The sequence below is a fragment of the Mesorhizobium sp. RIZ17 genome (assembly GCF_051127865.1).
GTDB lineage: Bacteria > Pseudomonadota > Alphaproteobacteria > Rhizobiales > Rhizobiaceae > Mesorhizobium > Mesorhizobium humile.
In genome coordinates this window covers 3194139-3211452 of record NZ_CP147861.1, presented here as the reverse complement: position 1 = coordinate 3211452, position 17314 = coordinate 3194139, and the positions used below count along the sequence as shown (strand labels likewise).

The 17314-nt window shown below is 57.6% G+C and carries 8 protein-coding genes and 6 pseudogenes; 5 read left to right on the top strand and 9 right to left on the bottom strand.

Annotated features, from left to right (window positions below):
* Nucleotides 1-89: 89 nt before the first annotated feature.
* The 7 genes and pseudogenes from WDX12_RS15385 to WDX12_RS15355 form a co-directional block, all read right to left on the bottom strand.
* Nucleotides 90-1634, bottom strand: a complete 1545-nt coding sequence (locus tag WDX12_RS15385) for a fumarate hydratase (RefSeq protein ID WP_434725436.1) — start codon at nucleotides 1632-1634, stop codon at nucleotides 90-92.
* 6 nt (nucleotides 1635-1640) lie between these two features.
* Entirely contained in the window at nucleotides 1641-3074 is a 1434-nt protein-coding gene (locus tag WDX12_RS15380; protein WP_434725435.1) for an NAD-dependent succinate-semialdehyde dehydrogenase, read from the bottom strand.
* Between the two features lie 202 nt (nucleotides 3075-3276).
* Nucleotides 3277-4203, bottom strand: a complete 927-nt coding sequence (locus tag WDX12_RS15375) for a LysR family transcriptional regulator (RefSeq protein ID WP_224687269.1) — start codon at nucleotides 4201-4203, stop codon at nucleotides 3277-3279.
* A gap of 104 nt (nucleotides 4204-4307) precedes the next feature.
* Nucleotides 4308-5210: an HpcH/HpaI aldolase/citrate lyase family protein gene (locus WDX12_RS15370; protein ID WP_434725434.1), complete on the bottom strand. Its 903-nt coding sequence runs from the start codon at nucleotides 5208-5210 to the stop codon at nucleotides 4308-4310.
* Nucleotides 5211-5340: 130 nt separating this feature from the next.
* Nucleotides 5341-6492, bottom strand: a complete 1152-nt coding sequence (locus WDX12_RS15365) for a CaiB/BaiF CoA transferase family protein (protein WP_434725433.1) — start codon at nucleotides 6490-6492, stop codon at nucleotides 5341-5343.
* Entirely contained in the window at nucleotides 6476-7759 is a 1284-nt protein-coding gene (locus WDX12_RS15360; protein ID WP_434725432.1) for a methylaspartate ammonia-lyase, read from the bottom strand. Before WDX12_RS15360 ends, WDX12_RS15365 begins: the two co-directional genes overlap by 17 nt.
* 487 nt (nucleotides 7760-8246) lie before the next feature.
* Nucleotides 8247-9479: pseudogene (locus WDX12_RS15355) on the bottom strand (IS1380 family transposase); the annotation flags it as partial.
* A 773-nt stretch (nucleotides 9480-10252) separates the two neighbouring features.
* On the opposite strand from WDX12_RS15355, the gene WDX12_RS15350 reads away from it, so the two are divergent.
* The 3 genes and pseudogenes from WDX12_RS15350 to WDX12_RS15340 form a co-directional block, all read left to right on the top strand.
* The gene (locus tag WDX12_RS15350; protein WP_434725431.1) at nucleotides 10253-11026 is read left to right on the top strand and encodes a class I SAM-dependent DNA methyltransferase; all 774 of its coding nucleotides are present in this window, start codon (nucleotides 10253-10255) and stop codon (nucleotides 11024-11026) included.
* 226 nt (nucleotides 11027-11252) lie between these two features.
* Nucleotides 11253-12464: pseudogene (locus tag WDX12_RS15345) on the top strand (IS110 family transposase).
* A gap of 489 nt (nucleotides 12465-12953) precedes the next feature.
* Nucleotides 12954-13473: pseudogene (locus tag WDX12_RS15340) on the top strand (integrase core domain-containing protein); the annotation flags it as partial.
* A gap of 77 nt (nucleotides 13474-13550) precedes the next feature.
* Here WDX12_RS15340 and WDX12_RS15335 read toward each other — a convergent pair.
* A pseudogene (locus WDX12_RS15335) lies at nucleotides 13551-13861 on the bottom strand (transposase domain-containing protein); the annotation flags it as partial.
* A 156-nt stretch (nucleotides 13862-14017) separates the two neighbouring features.
* Nucleotides 14018-15247, bottom strand: coding sequence for an ATP-grasp domain-containing protein (locus WDX12_RS15330; protein WP_434725430.1), 1230 nt, complete (start codon nucleotides 15245-15247; stop codon nucleotides 14018-14020).
* Between the two features lie 341 nt (nucleotides 15248-15588).
* Between WDX12_RS15330 and WDX12_RS15325 the strand changes: the two are divergent.
* Both WDX12_RS15325 and WDX12_RS15320 read left to right on the top strand, forming a co-directional pair.
* A pseudogene (locus tag WDX12_RS15325) lies at nucleotides 15589-15855 on the top strand (integrase core domain-containing protein); the annotation flags it as partial.
* A gap of 55 nt (nucleotides 15856-15910) precedes the next feature.
* Nucleotides 15911-16309 (top strand): annotated as a pseudogene (locus WDX12_RS15320) (transposase); the annotation flags it as partial.
* Between the last annotated feature and the right edge of the window lie 1005 nt (nucleotides 16310-17314).

Genomic DNA, 17314 nt, shown 5'->3' with positions numbered 1-17314 from the left:
ACAGCTTGCCCGGAACGAAAACAATGCTTCTCACTGCCTTTGATAGTCTATGCCTAGGCGACACAGGACGGGTTACCTAACGGGAATAATCAAACCCCAATATTGCGCGCGATCGTATCGGCAGCCATGCGCTTACGCCACTCGATCGGCCCGGAATTGTGAATAGAGTTTCCTGCAACATCGACTGCCATGATAACCGGCATGTCCTGCACCTCGAATTCATGGATGGCTTCCATGCCCAGGTCTTCAAAGGCCACGATCCGCGCGGTCTTGATCGATTTTGAAATCAGGTACGCAGCGCCACCCACTGCGATGAGATAGGGCGTCTTGTGTCTGACAATCGACTCGATGGCCGCCGGGCTCCTCTCCGCTTTGCCGATCATCGCAAATAGCCCCGTCGCGGCGAGCATTTTTTCAGTAAAACTGTCCATCCGGCTGGAGGTTGTTGGGCCAGCCGGCCCGACGACCTCATCCCTCACCGCTCGGACAGGTCCGACGTAGTAGATCACGCGTCCTCGCAGATCGACGGGAAGCGGTTCGCCTGCATCGATCAAATCGACCATTCGCTTGTGAGCGGCGTCACGGCCCGTCAGCATCTTTCCGGACAGAAGAAGGGTTTCCCCGCAGCGCCATGACGCTGTCTTTTCCTTTGTGAGCGCATCGAGGTTAACCCGTCGGACGTCGGCAGTATGCAAGTCTTCATTTCCGATCTGTGGCCATTCAGAAAGGTCGGGCGGTTGGAGTTGGACCGGCCCTGTGCCGTCCAATGTAAACGTCAGGTGCCGGTTGGCGGCGCATTGCGGAATGAGCGCGACTGGTTTGGATGCGGAGTGGGTAGGATAGGTTGCAACCTTAACGTCCACCACTGTTGTCAGGCCACCCAGGCCCTGAGCGCCAATGCCTAGCCCGTTAATTCGCTCATAAAGCTCAATCCGCAGTGCCTCCTCCGCGCTAGATGGCCCCCTGGCGATCAGTTCCGACATGTCGATGGGTTCGTTCATGGCCTCCTTGGCCAGCAGCATAGCCTTTTCAGCGCTGCCACCGATGCCGACCGATATGAGGCCAGGTGGGCACCACCCGCTGCCAAGGGTCGAAACGGTGTCGACAACCCAGTCGGCAACCGACGCGCTCGGGTTAAGGGTGGTGAAACGTGCCTTGTTTTCGGACCCGCCCCCTTTCGCTGCGATGGTGATTTCAATCTGGTTACCAGGCACGAGGTCGACGTGGACGACTGCCGGCGTGTTGTCACGCGTGTTCACCCGCCCGGCAAGCGGATCCGAGACGATCGATGGTCGGAGGGGATTGTCGGGGTCGAGATATGCTTGGCGAACGCCTCTATTCACGAGGTCGGCGAAACTCGCCGCTGATTTAATGCGGACGCCCATGCCCACCTTTGCAAAGACCACCACAAGACCGGTGTCCTGGCAGATCGGGCGCCGTCCGAAGCCCGCCATGCGCGAGTTCAGCAAAATCTGCCCGATAGCATTCTTTGCCGATGGGCTCTGTTCGCGCGCATACGCCTGCGAAAGAGACCGAACATAATCTGGAGGATGGTAGCATGAGATATACTGGAGAGCGTCGGCGACGCTCCTTGAGATGTCCGTGCCGGCGATGATCCGCGATCTATTTCCCACCGGATCTCATCCAAATGAGCCGAGGCCGTTGACCATTTTCAGGCTTTGGAAGCTCCGCACCCCCTGCTCACCCCCTTCGTATCCATAGCCGCTCTGTTTAATGCCTCCATACGGCGCATCTGCCGAAACCCCTTTCAGGTAATTCACACTGACAGCGCCCGCCGAAAGACCATCGATCAGCGCCCGTTTCGCATTTGGGGCGGCGGTGAAGAAGTATGCGGCCAAGCCATACTCAGTGGCGTTGGCTTCTTCGATCGCCTCCTCGATCGTGTCGAACGGCGCCACGGTGAGGATCGGTCCGAACGGCTCGTCATGAAGCACTTTGGCATCATTTGGCACCCGTGTCAGGATGGTTGGCGGCCAGTAAAAACCGGGCTGGTCCAGTCGGGTGCCACCAGTCTCGATGCGGGCGCCGCGATCGACCGCATCCTGGATCAGATGCTGCATGGCCTCAATCCGCCGCGCGTTCGCCATAGGGCCCATCTCCGTCGCGGGGTCGTCCGGTGGACCGATCTTGATCCTGCGGGCGGCTTCCGTCATTCGGGATAGGAATTCCTCATAGAGAGACCGGGCGACGAAAATCCTGCTCGGCGCGTTGCAGCTCTGGCCCGCGCACTCGAACTTGTATTCCGAGATCGCCGGGATCGCTTGTGCGAGGTCCGCATCCGCGCACACAACGACGGGGGAGTGTCCACCGAGTTCAAGGATACAGCGCTGCAAATTATTCGCGGCGAGCGTGGCCAGCTGTTTTCCGACTGCCGTGGAGCCCGTGAAAGTCAAGACCTTCACGATTGAGGAACTGAGGAGATGGCGCGAAATATGCACCGGTACACCGAAGACGAGATTGACCACGCCGTCCGGGACACCCGCATGGCGCAAGGCTTCAACGATATGCACGGCGGCGCTCGGCGTCTCTTCCGCACCTTTAAGAATCACCGGACAGCCTGCTGCCAGTGCAGGGGCGAGCTTGCGGGCGATGAGGACGGCGGGATAGTTCCAAGGCGTGAAGGCCGCAACGACACCGAGGGGCTCCGGCACGATCATCCTGTTCGGGCCCAACGGAATCGGGGCCGACAGCTCTTCGGCGTGGGTGCCGTTCCACTCCAGCGTTTCGACAGCGCGCGCGTACTCACCTGTGGCCTCGGCAATCGTCTTTCCCTGTTCAGCCGACAAATCCTTCGTTGCGTCGCCTGCCTTTGTGGCAAGAATCCTGGCGGCTGCCACGAGGATCTCGCCGCGCTCTTTGACAGGCCGTGAGGACCAAGCCTTGCGGCTGCGCTCTGCCGAAGCGAGGGCCTCGTCCAGATCCGACACCGTCGCCGAGGCCACCGAGCCAAATACCTTCTCCGTCGCCGGGTTAATAAGGGGCAATATGGCTCTGTCACTAGCGGCTCGCCATTTACCGTTGATAAAGAGCTCATGGCTCGTGGCGTGGGACATAGCGCGCTCCGCTTGACTGAATCCAGTGCGATACCAGCCGACATCCGGACCATGGGCTCGCTTCCCTGCAGTTTCATCGCGATGGTCGCGTCTGGTCAAATATGGAATGTCGAGCAAAACCATCTCGAATACAGATTGATAGAGCGCAGCAACCGCGAAGGAGCGCGGCGATAGCACTGGAAGAGCTGGTTTGAAGAATGGCCTAAGCCCGGTCCGGAGCCGTGGCTAACCAGTGTCCGCTCTCGATCAATGTCCTGACGACCTTGGGGATCAGGTTGCGGACGGCAGACACGGCTGGAGAGCGCTCATCTTTCGGATTAACGGCAAGGACAACGGACCGGGTGATCACGGGATCAACGATCTTCACCGTCCGGACGCGGCCTTGTGACGCCTCTTTCTGAATGGCCGACGGCGTAAGGATAGAATAGGCCTTTCCTTCCATGACCATATTGATGATCGTAGATAGGGAGTCGACTTCGAATCTTACGTCGAGCACACAACCGTGTTGCGCAACGACATCAGCCACCGAACGCCTGACATTGTTATTGCGCATGGGAACCGCCAGGGGGAAGGCGTGCAAGTCGACGAGCGGGATCGAATCTTCGAAAGGCGGTTCACCCGGCGGCACCACCAGGTAAAACTCTTCGCGGGCCAGCACCGTCATTTGCCCTACGCTCTCGGCAGTGCGATACAGGACTGCCAGGTTGAAGCGGCCAGCAGCCATCCATTCCTCCAGCGGTCCCGTCATGCCCTCGATCATCTTAAGCGAAATCCTTGGCAGTTCGCTTCTTACAGATTCAAGCAGGGGACCACTAAGCACGCGAGCGGCGCCTGATGGAATGCCAATAGTCACTTCTCCGGAAGGAGCAGCCACCGTGTTGGTCAGTTCCGCTTCAGTGAGCTGAATTTCTCTTAGGATGATCCGGGCGCGCTCAAGCAGCCTGTCGCCGGACGCCGTGACACTAACACCGGTCCTATCGCGAACGAGCAGCTGGGTGCCGAATCCTTCCTCCAGTTGCCGCACATGCAGGCTTAGAGCGCTTTGAGCAACGTGAAGGAGCGCAGCGGCCTTCGTAAAACTGCCGGCTTCCACGACGCCGACAAAGTATTTTAACTGCCTGATATCCACGGTTTAACCCAACTGAGGCATTTTCCCAGTCCCTTCGTATTTATCTCGAAACGAGATGGCCAGCAAGCGGGAAAGATGCCCGGTCTCCTTTGATCGGAGGTAGGTTAGTTGCGGCCCGCGAGAGCCAGAATGTCGTGGGCGCGACGAACCACCGGCGGATCAACCATCTTACCATTCAACGAGAATGCAGACAGCCCGCAGGCGGCCGCATCGTTCTGTGCGGCGATGACATCGCGGGCCCACTTGAGTTCTTGTGCGCTCGGGGAGAAGGCCTCGTTGAATATAGCGACCTGTGTCGGATGGATCGCCAAAGCTCCGGCAAAGCCAAGGCGCCGCGCATGCGCCGCGGCCTCACGAAGTTTATCAGTGTCTGAAACCTCGCCGATGCTTCCAACAAAGCCCAGAGGGAGCAACCCGGCCGCACGGGCGGCAAACAGAACGGAAAGGTTCGGCGCCAAGAGAAGGTCGAACTCCGGCGTGCCGCCAACAGAGGTACTGAAGTCTTCAGGGCCAAGCGCCATTGCAACCATCCTGGGATGGGCCGACGCTATGGCCGCGAGCTTGTGCAGGGCTGCGGCTGTCTCGATTTGGGCAAGGAAACGGATGCGTCCCTGTACGAGATTTCTTTCTCTTTCAAGTTCCAATACGGCATTCGCAATCTCTGATACCCACTCCGCCGAATCCGTCTTCGGAAGGACGAGCGCATCAACACCTGCCACCACAGCTGCATCGAGATCCGCCACCAACGCCCGCAAACCACGATTCACGCGGACCAAAACAGATGCGCCCTTGCGGCCCACCTTTGCCACCGATTCAGGGAGCTGCCGCCGTGACTCAGCCTTTTCATCCTGGGGAACGGAGTCCTCGAGGTCGAGTATGACGCCGTCCGCCCCCCTTTCATGAGCCGTCCCCACGAAGCGGGAAACGTGAGCGGGAACGAAGAGCAGGGATCTCCAGCGGGGCACAGACGTCGGGCTTTCAACGACCGCAACGGTGTCCTTGATCACGGAGTGCCTCTGCGGCCGATGTTAGCGAGGGCGGTAGCAGCCAGTTTGCCGAGTGCCCGCACTGGATGGCAAGGAACCGTCACGCTTTCTGTAAATCGCGAACGCGTCCACCTACCGACACGATGCGCGCTCATGCTGACGCGGCCCTATCGCGCAAACGCCCCAGAACCTCTTCCCGGACAGTCTGCGTATGAGCGCCAAGAGCCGGAACCGGGCGCAGCGAGGGACGCTCCGCGTTGAAGATCGCCGCCGGCGCTATCGTCTCTATATTTCCTTGGGGTGTGCCAACGGTTACCCTGCGAACGTGGGGATGCCCAGAAACATCAGCCACCTCGTTTAGACGGCCATATGCCAGACCGGCTGCCTCAAGCTCCTGCATTGCTTCATGACAGGACAGTTCGGAAAAGCGCAGCGCGATGATCTCGTCAAGTTGCACCCGATTACCGAGGCGCTCCATGTTGTCGGAAAAACCAGGTGCGCGTGTCAGCTCGGTTCGCTTAAGGAACTTCTCGCAGAAATTTACCCATTCGCGGTCATTTTGCACCGAAAAGACAACCTCTTTGCCGTCGGCGCAACAGTACGCACCATATGGCGCCAGCGACGGGTGTTTCACGCCCGCGCGTACTGTGTGGTAGCCGCTATAGTCGTTTTGCAGAACCGGCACGTTCATCCAATCGGCTAGAGCATCGAACAGTGACACCTGGATGCTGGTCCCTTCGCCGGTGACTTCGCGGTGATACAGCGCCTGAAGAATGGCGCTATGCGCGGTCATGCCCGCCGAGATGTCGCAAACCGAAACCCCCACACGCGCGGGTCCTTGTTGGTTGCCGGTGATAGCGCACAGACCCGTTTCAGCCTGGACGATGAGATCATAAGCCTTCAAATGGGAATACGGCCCTGTCTCTCCGAAGCCAGAGATGTCGCAGGTGATCAGCCGCGGAAAACGCCGACGGAGATCCGCAGACCCAAAACCAAGTTTTTCTATGCTGCCCGGTTTCAGATTTTGGATGAAGATGTCAGCACTGGCAATAAGCGCGCCAAGGACGGAGCGGTCCGCCTCCGATCTCAGGTCCAGACAGACCGACTCCTTACCCCGGTTGAGCCAGACGAAGTAAGCGCTCTGTCCCCGCACCAACTTGTCGTAGTTTCGGGCAAAATCCCCTTCGGGCCTTTCGACCTTGATGACACGTGCCCCGGCATCCGCAAGACGTGACGAGGCATAAGGCGCAGCCACCGCCTGCTCCACGGCTACGACAGTAATCCCCTCAAGAGAGTTTTGCATCAGACAGCGTCTTTTCTTCAACGTTTTCGTTTTGACTGCGACGATGGTTCAGCATCGCCAACAAACGGTTTTGTTCGTTGCCAACAATTGAGAATGCCTCGTCGACACCCATCCCGGGCTTTGCGAGCATCATGTCGGCCTGGGTTGCCACGGATACGTGGACTGAAGCCTGAGCGGAGAGATCCGTTTCGGTACAGCTCCCGCCGACATAAGCCCCTACCCCATTTTCCTTGCAGATGAGAACTGCGCGCGCCGTATCGGCGATTGAGCCGACGTCTGGCGTCTTAATTTGGACCAGATGCGTGGCCTTCGCTTCGGCAAAGAGCCGAATATCCTCTAGCGTATTGCATCTCTCATCAACGACAAGGCGCGCGCTGGAACCCCTGTTGTCCAAAATCGATACGAGCTTGGCATAGTTCTCAATTTGAGCTTGCGTAGAACCAAAATCCGCCGGGGACTCGATGTTGAGCGTGAAATCCGGAACGGTATCTGCAACCTTGCAGATAAAGTCGGCGATGCGTTGCGGGTCCAGGCCGATTTCCTGGCCGATCCACCCATACACATCAAAATGCAAGACCGGATGGTACCCCTGCCGGCCGATTTCTCGCGTGCGTGTTGCAACCCATTTCACGAAATCCATGAAAGTCTGGCCGTCGGCGCCGAATTTCTGCCGAGAGTTGATCAGTCCGTGCGGAAGCACATCCACGCCCTTCAAAATCATCTTATCAATATTGATTTCGCGAGCATCACCGCTTTGGCAGTAAATCGGGACCCCGCGGGTCGGCAGCGGCAGACCAAACTCCGTGCATATGATCTCCGCCATCGTTTTGCGCTGAAGATGGGCGGCAGCGCGAAGAAGACCTTGGCTGACGCCATATTCAACAGCCAGAGGTAACCGCTGCTGTCCGACTGATTCCAAGACATTCGTGCAAGAACCACGAAACCGAGAGGCATCCACACCAAGAAGCCGCGGCGCGACGATGCGTGACGTTAAAGATGAGATTTCGTTGATATCGAACACGGGATCGCGTCCACCGGCACCAGAGTACTGGACGTTCATCATGTCGCCCCAAACAACGGTGTCGTCGGTAAGGACGAGCCCGACGCTGAGCGAAGATGCTGGAATACGAATCGACTTGAATCCGGGCGTTGTCGGTCTGCCGACATAGACGAAGCCGTCCTGGATAGCGCCAGACCTAATGGCTTCCTGATCGTCATAGAAAAATGCGCCGTTGCCAGACGCGAGCAGGACATCTTTGATCTGCACTTCACTTCGCTCGATTTTTGCGGACTGCGTTGACGGGCGGTTGCGGTTCGTTCGCTGCCTGCCAAGTATGCGCCACTTGATGTTGAGTTCACCAATATAATCTTCTTGACGGTGCCATCGTGTTTTGAGATGGCTGCAAGGCTCTCACCAGCAGGCGTAGCATACGCTCAAAAAACCCAGATCGGCGGGGCACGCGCGTCAGCGGGCGCGCCATTTATTTGTTTGAAATCGCTTGCGAAGCATTACGGCTGGTCGCGTCATTTCCGGGCAGGCCTTCGAAAAAACGACTTACAGGAACGTCCACCGACCTGCCGATCTCGTACATGGATGCGCTCACGCGGTTCCTCGCGTTTCGTATTTTTGAAGCTGTTGGAAGCTAATGCCTATGAATTGGCAAGCTCGGCTTGCAATCCGTCCGATTGGACGCGAATCGTCGCAATCTGCCTACCGACATACTGATCTGCAGGATGCGAACGCCTAGCCCATTCGCCACCTTGATGCGGCGCACCGAGACGCGGACCTGTGCACCAATCTTCAGCAGCTAAGCCTGTGCCGCAGGTGGCCTCGGCAAGCCGGGTGTGGGCGAGACCGAGGCGACGCAAGCCGCGGATCAGGACATAGGCGAACGAGGCGAACCAGAGCCGCATTTGATTGGCGCGCATGGTGTGGGCGCTGGTGCGGTCAGCGTAAACGTCGAGCTGGCACTCCTTGATCCGGTTCTCCATGTCGCCGCGGGCGCAGTAGAGATCCTCGTAAAGCACCCGTGCCGCCCAGCGCTCCGGCTTGAGGATGTCACGATAAAGCGCGGATTGGCGCCCAGCGTCGTCCACTCGGCCTTGGCGACGACCCGTCTTCGGCGGGACCATTGTCTTTCGTCGACCACGGGAAGTCGCGCAAGACCCGTGCGGCCTGACCACTTGCCCTACAAGACCGGCAGGCTTCCGCCAAGGCCGGGGCGATCTTCGTTTCCGGCCGCTCGTTCCGAGCGACCCCGAAGACATAGTCGACGCGGTTTTGCTCGCACCAGGCCATCAGCGCCTCACGGGCAAAGCCGGAATCGGCGCGCAGGATGATGCGGACCCAGGACAAAAACTTGCGAATTTGCCTCCCGATGCGCGCAACCTCCTCGATCGCTCCATTGCTGGCATCGATGTTGGAACGCCTAAGCTTTGCCGCCAGCAGATGCCGGCCGCAGAAGACGTAGAGCGGCAGGTAGCAGTAGCAGTTGTAGTAGCCGTGGAAGAAGCGGCCTTCCTACTGGCCGTGCAGCGGATCATCGGTGGCGCCGAGATCGAGCACGATCTCGCCTGGCGGCTTGTTATAGGCTTCCAGGACGAACAGGGCTTCCATCGCCTCCTTGTCGGACGGATCTTGTGATAGCGCGTCGGCTCCCCGGCGCGGCCGTGTTCCAGCCGGTTAAGCGTCGACTTGCCGGCAAGGATGCCGCAATCGCAGCGCTTCGGCGTCAAGCTTTCCGGCAAGAGCGCCAGCCACCGGGTCGTGGCGAAGCGTATCGTGATCGTCGACGTCCTCGTTACCGAGCGCGATTGCCGCGATGCGCTGTCCGACCAGCGTCTGGACACTGTGCACCGTGCAATCCGGATCGCGGTGGTCTATGGACCAAGCGGCCACCCGGTCGAAAAGGGTCGAAACCGGCGACAACTTTGTGGGCGTCGAAGCCTTCAAATTCGAGCTGGTCAGAGATACAGTGTGTTTGCATCGGAACCCCGTTCTTGGATCTGATAACTCTTTGTTGCAAAAACAGTTTCTCAGATTCTGGGGGCCGATGCACCTCTCACTTTGAGATATTCAGGCTAGAGGTTCCGCCTCCGCCATCGCCGGCATGAAGGTAGGAGAATCTTGCGGCACCGAACCGCGCTTCGGGCGCCAGCGAAGATCTGCTCCAGCTTAAACATCACCTACGCACATTGGTAGCTGTAACCAGCCTGATAACGAGCTATCTTTGTTCTCGAAGAACAATTTGTGGGGTTAAACCTTAAAAATTTCCTCCTGTCGAACACGTGCGATTTGGCCAACGGCTCAATGTGGCTCAATGGTAAGCGCAGCGGAGACGGACATTTGCACCGAGAACAGTGAGGCTCGTCGGCGAGCGTTCTCTCTCCCCGCTCTCGACTTTTTGTATCGAGCATTGCCGGTGGATCACAGTCGGAAGCTCAAGAATTGCCCGTTATGGAAAAGCTCCAACTCAGACTTGAGAAGGTACACACGATGTCGATAGAGTCCCTCATTTGTACAATTCTATGTAATTGACAGAGTTGTAACAAAACATAACCCAATCTTAGTGTGGACAGATATAGAGTGATTGTTAGTCTTTGTCTTTTTGCAATCAACAAGTATTAAAATGAGTAAATTCTATTTCTAAATCGCGATCAAATTACCGCAATAAAACATCCTCTCTAACGAGAGTATGTTGCTTTAGCAAAGAGACTGCCACGTTAGCTCCTGTTTAAAATAATGATGAGGCGACATCTGATGCAACGAAAGTTCAATAGAGCAGGAAAATCAAAGGTCTTCGGAGATTCCGGCTATGACGAGAATTTGGCTTCAGTCTATGAAAAATTAACCAATATGATGGGCAAAGTAGCCGAGGCAGACGAAACCGCCACCTTTCTTGAGCGGCTTTCGAGCGGAAGGACTGCTTTTGAGCTAGGCATAGGGAACGGGCGCGTAGCGGTGCCATTGAGCGAGTGCGGCGTCAGGGTCGAAGGGATCGACAATTCGGACTGCATGTTGGAGCTCCTCGCTAAGCGAACCGATCTGATCAAGGCTTGGAAGGGGGACATTGCCGATTTCAGCTTAGAGGAACGCTACGATCTGGTCTATTGCGTTCATGGCACGTTCACGCTGCTCTGCGGGCGCGCAGAACAAATAGCTTGTCTACGATCTGCCGCGAAGGCGCTAGACGACGAGGGAGCTTTGGTAATAGAACTGCGGGTTCCAGACTTGGATGGGTTCGTCAGCTGCCAGAAAATTACTACTACGCTCGTGGACCGCGAGAATACCATCCTCAATGCAGAAGTTCACGACCCGCTAAACCAGAACTTGCGTTCAACCCTCCTGTGGTTTTCTGGGACCTCGGTCAGACGTTTCCCACAACACATTCGTTACGTTTATCACCAGGAGCTCGATACCATGGCTGAATACGTAGGGCTGAAGCTAGTGGAACGTTGGGGGGATTGGGGGGGAGGTGCGTTCACCGATGTGTCCAAACGTCATATCTCAGTTTACCGCCGAACCACCTCGTAATGCGAGAGCTGCCACTAAACCTAATCTTGTGAAGCTAGCGCAATGTAATGCCAACCGAAGTGGTTCTGGCCCGCCCAGCAGAGGATGGCGTTCGAGGTGAACTCGCTGCCATAGCACCTACGGAATGAAGGAGCCGCGGCGACCGAGAGAGCAGTGCGCGCAGCTTTTCGCTGCAGGCGCGCACCGCTGTCGAGGCGGCCATGGCGAGTCAAAGTTTCTCTAGAATGTGAATGTTCACACCCATTCCGGAGCCGCCGCGGTGCTGGTAGCGATCGACATTGCAAGGTGAGCAATGAAGTTCTGATCGAAGCAAAAGGCCACAAGCGCCGGCGTCGCCTTTTGGTCCTCAACACCCGTGTCGAGCACGACCATCTGATCGAAGTGCTGCAGGCGTACGGCTGCCCTGGTCTGCGCCTTTGAGGCCACCGGGAACTACCACCGGCCGATAGCACGGCGCCTGGCTGAAGCGGGTTTGAGCTGCGGCTGGTGTCGTCGCTGGCGCTGGCCCGAACACGAGCACAACAGCTGGGACAAGAACGATCCAAAGGACGCCCAGGTGATGCCGTGCAGGAACTGTCGAAGACCCATGAAGCGATCACCAGGGCCAAGACCGAGATCCAGCACCGTATCCTATCGCGCTACCTGCCGCTGTATTTTCCCGAGATCGGTCGCTTCCGGGGCAACAACCGCAGCGATTGGTTCTTCGCCTTCCTCCATGCCTTTCTAACCCCAGCAAGCATCACGGCGCTGACAAAGGAGGAGTTTGTGACAGCAGCGTGGGATGTCGTCGGCCGCAAGGTTAGCAAGACGCAGATTCTGATGGATATTTACGAGACGGCACGCACATCGATCGGATTGCCGTTGCCGCTTGATGCCCCTGCCATTTGTATGTTCCGGATGGTCATTGCTGAAGCACGCAGCCTGATCCGGCAACGCAATGAGATCGAATCGCAGGCCGACGAACTGCTGCGGCACAGCCAGGATTACCAGCTCCTGCGACAGATCCCGGGTATCGGGCCGATCAACGCATTGACCATAATTGCCGAAGCCGGCGATCTTCGCCGTTTCGCTCATCATCGCCAGTTTCTAAATTTCTGTGGGCTGGTCCTCTCGACACAGCTGTCAGGCCAATATCGGGGCCAGACCCGCCTTTCCAAATTCGGCAATGCTCGGCTGCGCCGCAGCCTGTGGATCGCCGGACAAGTCGCCATCCACCAGCGGGAGAATGGCTTCCGTCATAATTTCGAACGCTGCATTGCGAGGGATCGCGACAACCCCGATCTACGCCGCAAGGCAATGACCGCTATTGCCGCCAAGATGGCCCGCCTCGTGCACGCTGTCGTCAAAGGTGGTTCCGACTACCGGCCCTTCGTCGAAGGGCGGGTGCCAGGTGGAAGAACCTCTGTCAGCTAGGGCCGTGAGGGCATCGCTTCGATGACCCTGTAGATAATGTTCGGGTCTTCCGCCTGGATCAGAAGCTCGTGTTGAGGACGGTGAAGGCCGCCTTCGTGCGGACCCTGTGTTTGCTATGGACGAGACCTTTTCCCTTGCCGGTGGAAGCCGCCTGTTTCGACGACTTGACCAACGTCACGCAGCAAGGGCATGCTGAGAAACAGAGAGTCCTTGGCCGCAGGCTCAATTTCGTTCCGCGCCTAGGACGTTGTCGCTGATCGACCATCCTCGGCAGGCCGCGCTTGGTGATGAGCCGGTCCAATTCGCGGGCAACCCGCATGCCCGAGAGAGGTCTGTAGCGAACCGTGATGCGGCACCAGCCGGATGGCTTGAGACGCTCGCCGTTGGAAGCCTTCTGCAGGCGAGCGACGGCTTTTCGCGCTTGGCGACGGGCCTTGCCAATAATGAGAATGGTCCGCCCCTTCGTCAGTCAAGCAAAGGAGGTTGCAATGTCCTACCGGCGCGTGCACCAGGCGTGCGGGAAGGCCGGGAGGAAGCCCTCGGCCCAATTTACGTCTGGGCGACGGACTTCGTCCACGATCAGCTCGCCACCGGCAAGAACATACGTGTCCTGACGGTCGTCGACGCGTTCTCAAGCTACGCGCCGGTGCTCGATCCGCGCTCCAGCTATCGCGCCGAGGACGTGGTCAAAGCACTTGAGCAGGTCTGCCCTCGCATCGGATATCCAAAGACGATCCGGTTGGACCAAGGCTCGGAGTTCGTCCGCCATCGATCTATGGGCTTACCGGAAGGGCTCTACGCTCGACTTCAGCCAGCCGGGAAAGCGAACGGATAACGCCTACATCATAGCGTCCAACGGTCGCTTCCGGGCGGCGTGCCTGAACGCCCATTGGTTCCTGACTCTTGCCGACGCCGCTAAAAAGTTGGAGGCTTGGCGCAGATACTACAACGAGGTGCGCCCGCATGGTGCGATCGGGCACAAGGTCCCGATCTCGTTGCTCAATCCCGATGGCGCCGCCAGCCCGCCATCGTGAGAAAGCCGGGGAACTCCACCTTCCGGCGGTCCAAGGATGGGATCGCAGCAAAAATGGCCAAGGCTCTCCACGGTCATTCATCTATTGATAATATGTTTGAAGGTTCCGCAGATTTGTCTTATCGCAAGCGGCGTCTCAGGCCGCGGCCTTGAGCTCGGGACCGGGATGTAGGCCCACGGCAGGAGTTCGTCGACCTGGCTGTTTGGGTGACCGTTGACGATCCTGGTGAGCACGCAGGCGAGGTAGCCGAGCGGCTCGACGTCGTTCAGCTTGCAGGTTTCGATCAGAGAGTTGATGAGGGCCCAATGCTCGACTCCGCCCTCGGAGCCTGCGAAGAGCGCATTCTTTCGGTTAAGCGCAATCGCGCGGATCAATGCTCGACGACATTGCTCTCGATGCGAGCCTTGTCATCCACCGACCAGTGGCGCCTGCCACCAGCGTCGAGACTGCCGCTCCGGGTCAAGTCCACACACAAGCATATCTCCGATCCCAATGCAGGATCGGCAACCTCACAAATCGTAACCACTCCGAAAGGTGGTCCCGCTTACGTCTTATCCGCGAGTGGTGGGAAAGGTGTGATTGACCAATCGATTAAGTCGACGGCCCGCCGAAGTATCGCCGCTGTCTGAGCACGGCTGGGTGAAGTGGCGACAACATACCCGATGTAGTCTCGATGATCGCCTTTTCTGACGATAGGCGTCGTGGGTTCAACAAAAATGTTAACCTCAACACCTGGTAAGGCAGCCGCCCGAGTGCCGCCATCGATCCAATTGAACATGCCATCGCGTTCAGGAACTAGGTACCGCATTGCCGAAGCCTGCGCATGCTTTTTGCGCACATCCCATTCCTCACCGATAACGAGTTTGATGTGCTCGGTGAAGAGATCGACACCGTAACTCAGCTGAATCAATTCAGAATCTCCACCCGCCATGCGCGGATTAACTTCAATAACGACGGGGCCAAGCCTCGTCCATCGGAATTCGATGTTCGACGGCCCCCAGCCAAGGCCGAGAGCCCGCAGACAGTTCAGCGAAACGTGGGCGATACGTTCATGCTCGTCAGCAAATAGCGGAGCCGGACAGGAGTATTCATGAGAAACGAGTTGCGGTGGCGGGCAGAACTCGTAGGCCGTAATTCCAACGACCTCATTTCCCATTAAATTAGCGACATAAAGTGGACCTTGGACAAATTCTTCGACCAATATCCTCGGCTCGGACCGCCATATGTGCTTCCCGCCCAAAAGGTAGGTCGTATGTTCGGCTAACTCGTCGAGGTCGCGGCACAATCGGACGCCGTAGCTGGCGTTGCCGACGACTGGCTTGAGAATTACCGGTAAGCCGATCTCCGCTGCCGTACTTTCTACGTCTGTGGCATTCACTGCCAATCGAAAGGCAGGTATTTGCACGTCGGCGTCGGCGAGAAGCTGACGTTGAACGAATTTATCGCAGCATCGTTCAATGGATGTGGGATTCGGTCCCGGTAGACCGAAGTACCGGCAGAGCTTGCCAACCGTCGCACAAACCGACTCCCTAGCGCAAGTAATGCCTGCAATATCGTAGATCTCACGTAGCCGGGAACATTCGCGAATCAGCGCATGGAGATCGTTTGTATCGACCCGGACTATTGCCTCAATCCTTTCCGCCGCAAGACATTCGTACTGAGCTGGATCAACCGTCAGGATAATTGGATGAAGTTCAAGACGCTGGGCCGCTTGGAGGTATAACAGACCATTACCCGTTGGACTTCCTTCAACCAGGATGAGCGCTCTTGCCATGGCGGGTGACCCCTCTATTGCGTGCCGTGCCGCGGTTTGAATTGGCCGTGCCTGACCTCGGAATACGGTGAACGTATCATTGTCAGAAATTCACCGTCGTGAAGGTTTGTAAAATTTTGTGTAAGTACGTGAGAAGCGTGACCGCATTTCTCCAATCTGGTTTTGAAGCGTGTAAGGCTCTCAGTATGTCCATGCCGATAATAGGCACGGTTCCCTCCATCGTTGGTCACGAACAGGGAGCCTGCGGGCAACACGACAAATACAGATCCGCGCTCGCAGCGCATCCGGGCGAGCCAACCTGACGACCGGACAAACGATGACACCGAGAACACATGCCGGATAATGGTTATGTCGAATCCTTCAACGGTCGCATGCGCGACAAGCTCTTGAACGAGAGCCTGTTCTTCGGCCTCGACACGCCCGCAGTGCCATCGCCGAATGGCGGGAGGACTTCAACACCGCGTGGCCTCATTCCTCGCTCGTCTACAAGGCTGCCGGCCGCCTATACCGAGGTCATCACCGCAACCGGGTCCGACGCTGTGCTGATCGAAGGCTCCGCGCCTCACCTCGCGCCAAGAGCTCGTAACAGAAGCTGCTCCGATCCCTGAAAACTGGATCGTTCGAAAGTGGAATTTATCCCTTGGCTGGGAGGAGCGGAAGACGATGAAGGCATCGAAGTTCTCGGACGCGCAGAAGGCGTTCATTCTGAAGCAGCGATCGGAGGATCCTCGTCGCGGAGATCTGTCGTTGGGGGGGCGCGGATCAGCCAGGCGACCTACTTCAACTGGAAGAAAAAATACGACGGACTGCTACCGACCGAGATGAAGCGGCTGAAGCAGCTTGAGGACGAGAACGGCAAGCTCAGGAAGCTGGTAGCCAATCTCTCCTTGGACAAGGAGATGCTGCAGGACGTCATTCGCCGAAACTGCCAGGCCTAGTCGCAAACGCGAGCTGGTGGCGGAGACGTATGATGAGTGGAACGTGTCGATCCGGCGGGCATGCCGGGTTGTGGAGTTCGACACGCCGACCTATCACTATAGTGGCGAACATGCACTCCGAGCGGCCGCGCGCTTCGGGCGAATAGGCAGGGATATGCTCGATGCTAAGTCGTTCCAAAGCCCGGCCGACCTGGGTCAGCCGGCTCTTGTCCACCTTCTCGCCGGCCTTGAGCGTCCCGAAATAGTGGCTGCCGCGATCCGTGTAGAGGCTCGACGGCAATCCTTTGGCCGCAAAGTCTCCATCAGTCCCAGCAGGCTCGACGCCGTGGCCTCTTCCTCGACCGGGACGGCCGAGAAGGTCGTGCTCATCGGATCATCCATCGTGATCAGGTCGAGCGCGGCTGGCCTTCCACCCAGGCATGCCGGCTGCCGTCCTGGTGCAGGATAGCCGGAGCTTTGGGCTCGTTCCCTTGATCAGACTCGAAGATCAGCGGATATGACCGGGGCCCCAGCGGTCACAGGTATCAGAACAGGCCGGAGACGTGACCGCGCCCGTACCCGTCGCCAAAACCACCCAGCGGGGCGCCGTCCAGACATGACTATGCCCAGAGCCTGAAAGAGCTAGTGCGAAAATTCCAGACCAATCGTGATAATTTTCTGCATGACGCTCTCCACATTGATTTAGCCACACTTGGCACCTCCGCTCCGGCGTCAGTTCAGGTCGTCGCTTACCCGGGCGGAATCCTATCGGCGATTCCTGGGAAGATGGTCGGCAAAAGATAACTGTCGGTGTGTTGAGTTGGCGACACAATGTCGTTTGGTTCGGTTTCCTACTGCAACTTCATAAGTCTTGAATCACATCGTTTCTGGGCCTCTGCTGAGCAGTTGGCGCGACTTTTGCTGCCTTCGTTGTGTGGCGGGATATCCGACCCTCATCCATGTCTCAAGTAACCGCGATCGTTGGCCGAAGGAAAGCTAATGTCAGGGCAGCAGCGCTATCCTAAGCGAAAAGCGCTCTCAAGACCCTTCTGGCCATACCCATTTTAAAGACTTATCCGGCAGAAACAGAGATAAATACGATGTATTTACACGCTGAAATAGGCAATTCCGCACGAAAACGGTAATCATC

What these genes read in the sequence shown, in the direction of transcription:
- WDX12_RS15380 (WP_434725435.1), bottom strand. Translation starts at nt 3,074, where the DNA reads ATGTCCCACGCCACGAGCCATGAGCTCTTTATCAACGGTAAATGGCGA.
- WDX12_RS15330 (WP_434725430.1), bottom strand. Translation starts at nt 15,247, where the DNA reads ATGGCAAGAGCGCTCATCCTGGTTGAAGGAAGTCCAACGGGTAATGGT.
- WDX12_RS15350 (WP_434725431.1), top strand. Translation starts at nt 10,253, where the DNA reads ATGCAACGAAAGTTCAATAGAGCAGGAAAATCAAAGGTCTTCGGAGAT.
- WDX12_RS15365 (WP_434725433.1), bottom strand. Translation starts at nt 6,492, where the DNA reads ATGCAAAACTCTCTTGAGGGGATTACTGTCGTAGCCGTGGAGCAGGCG.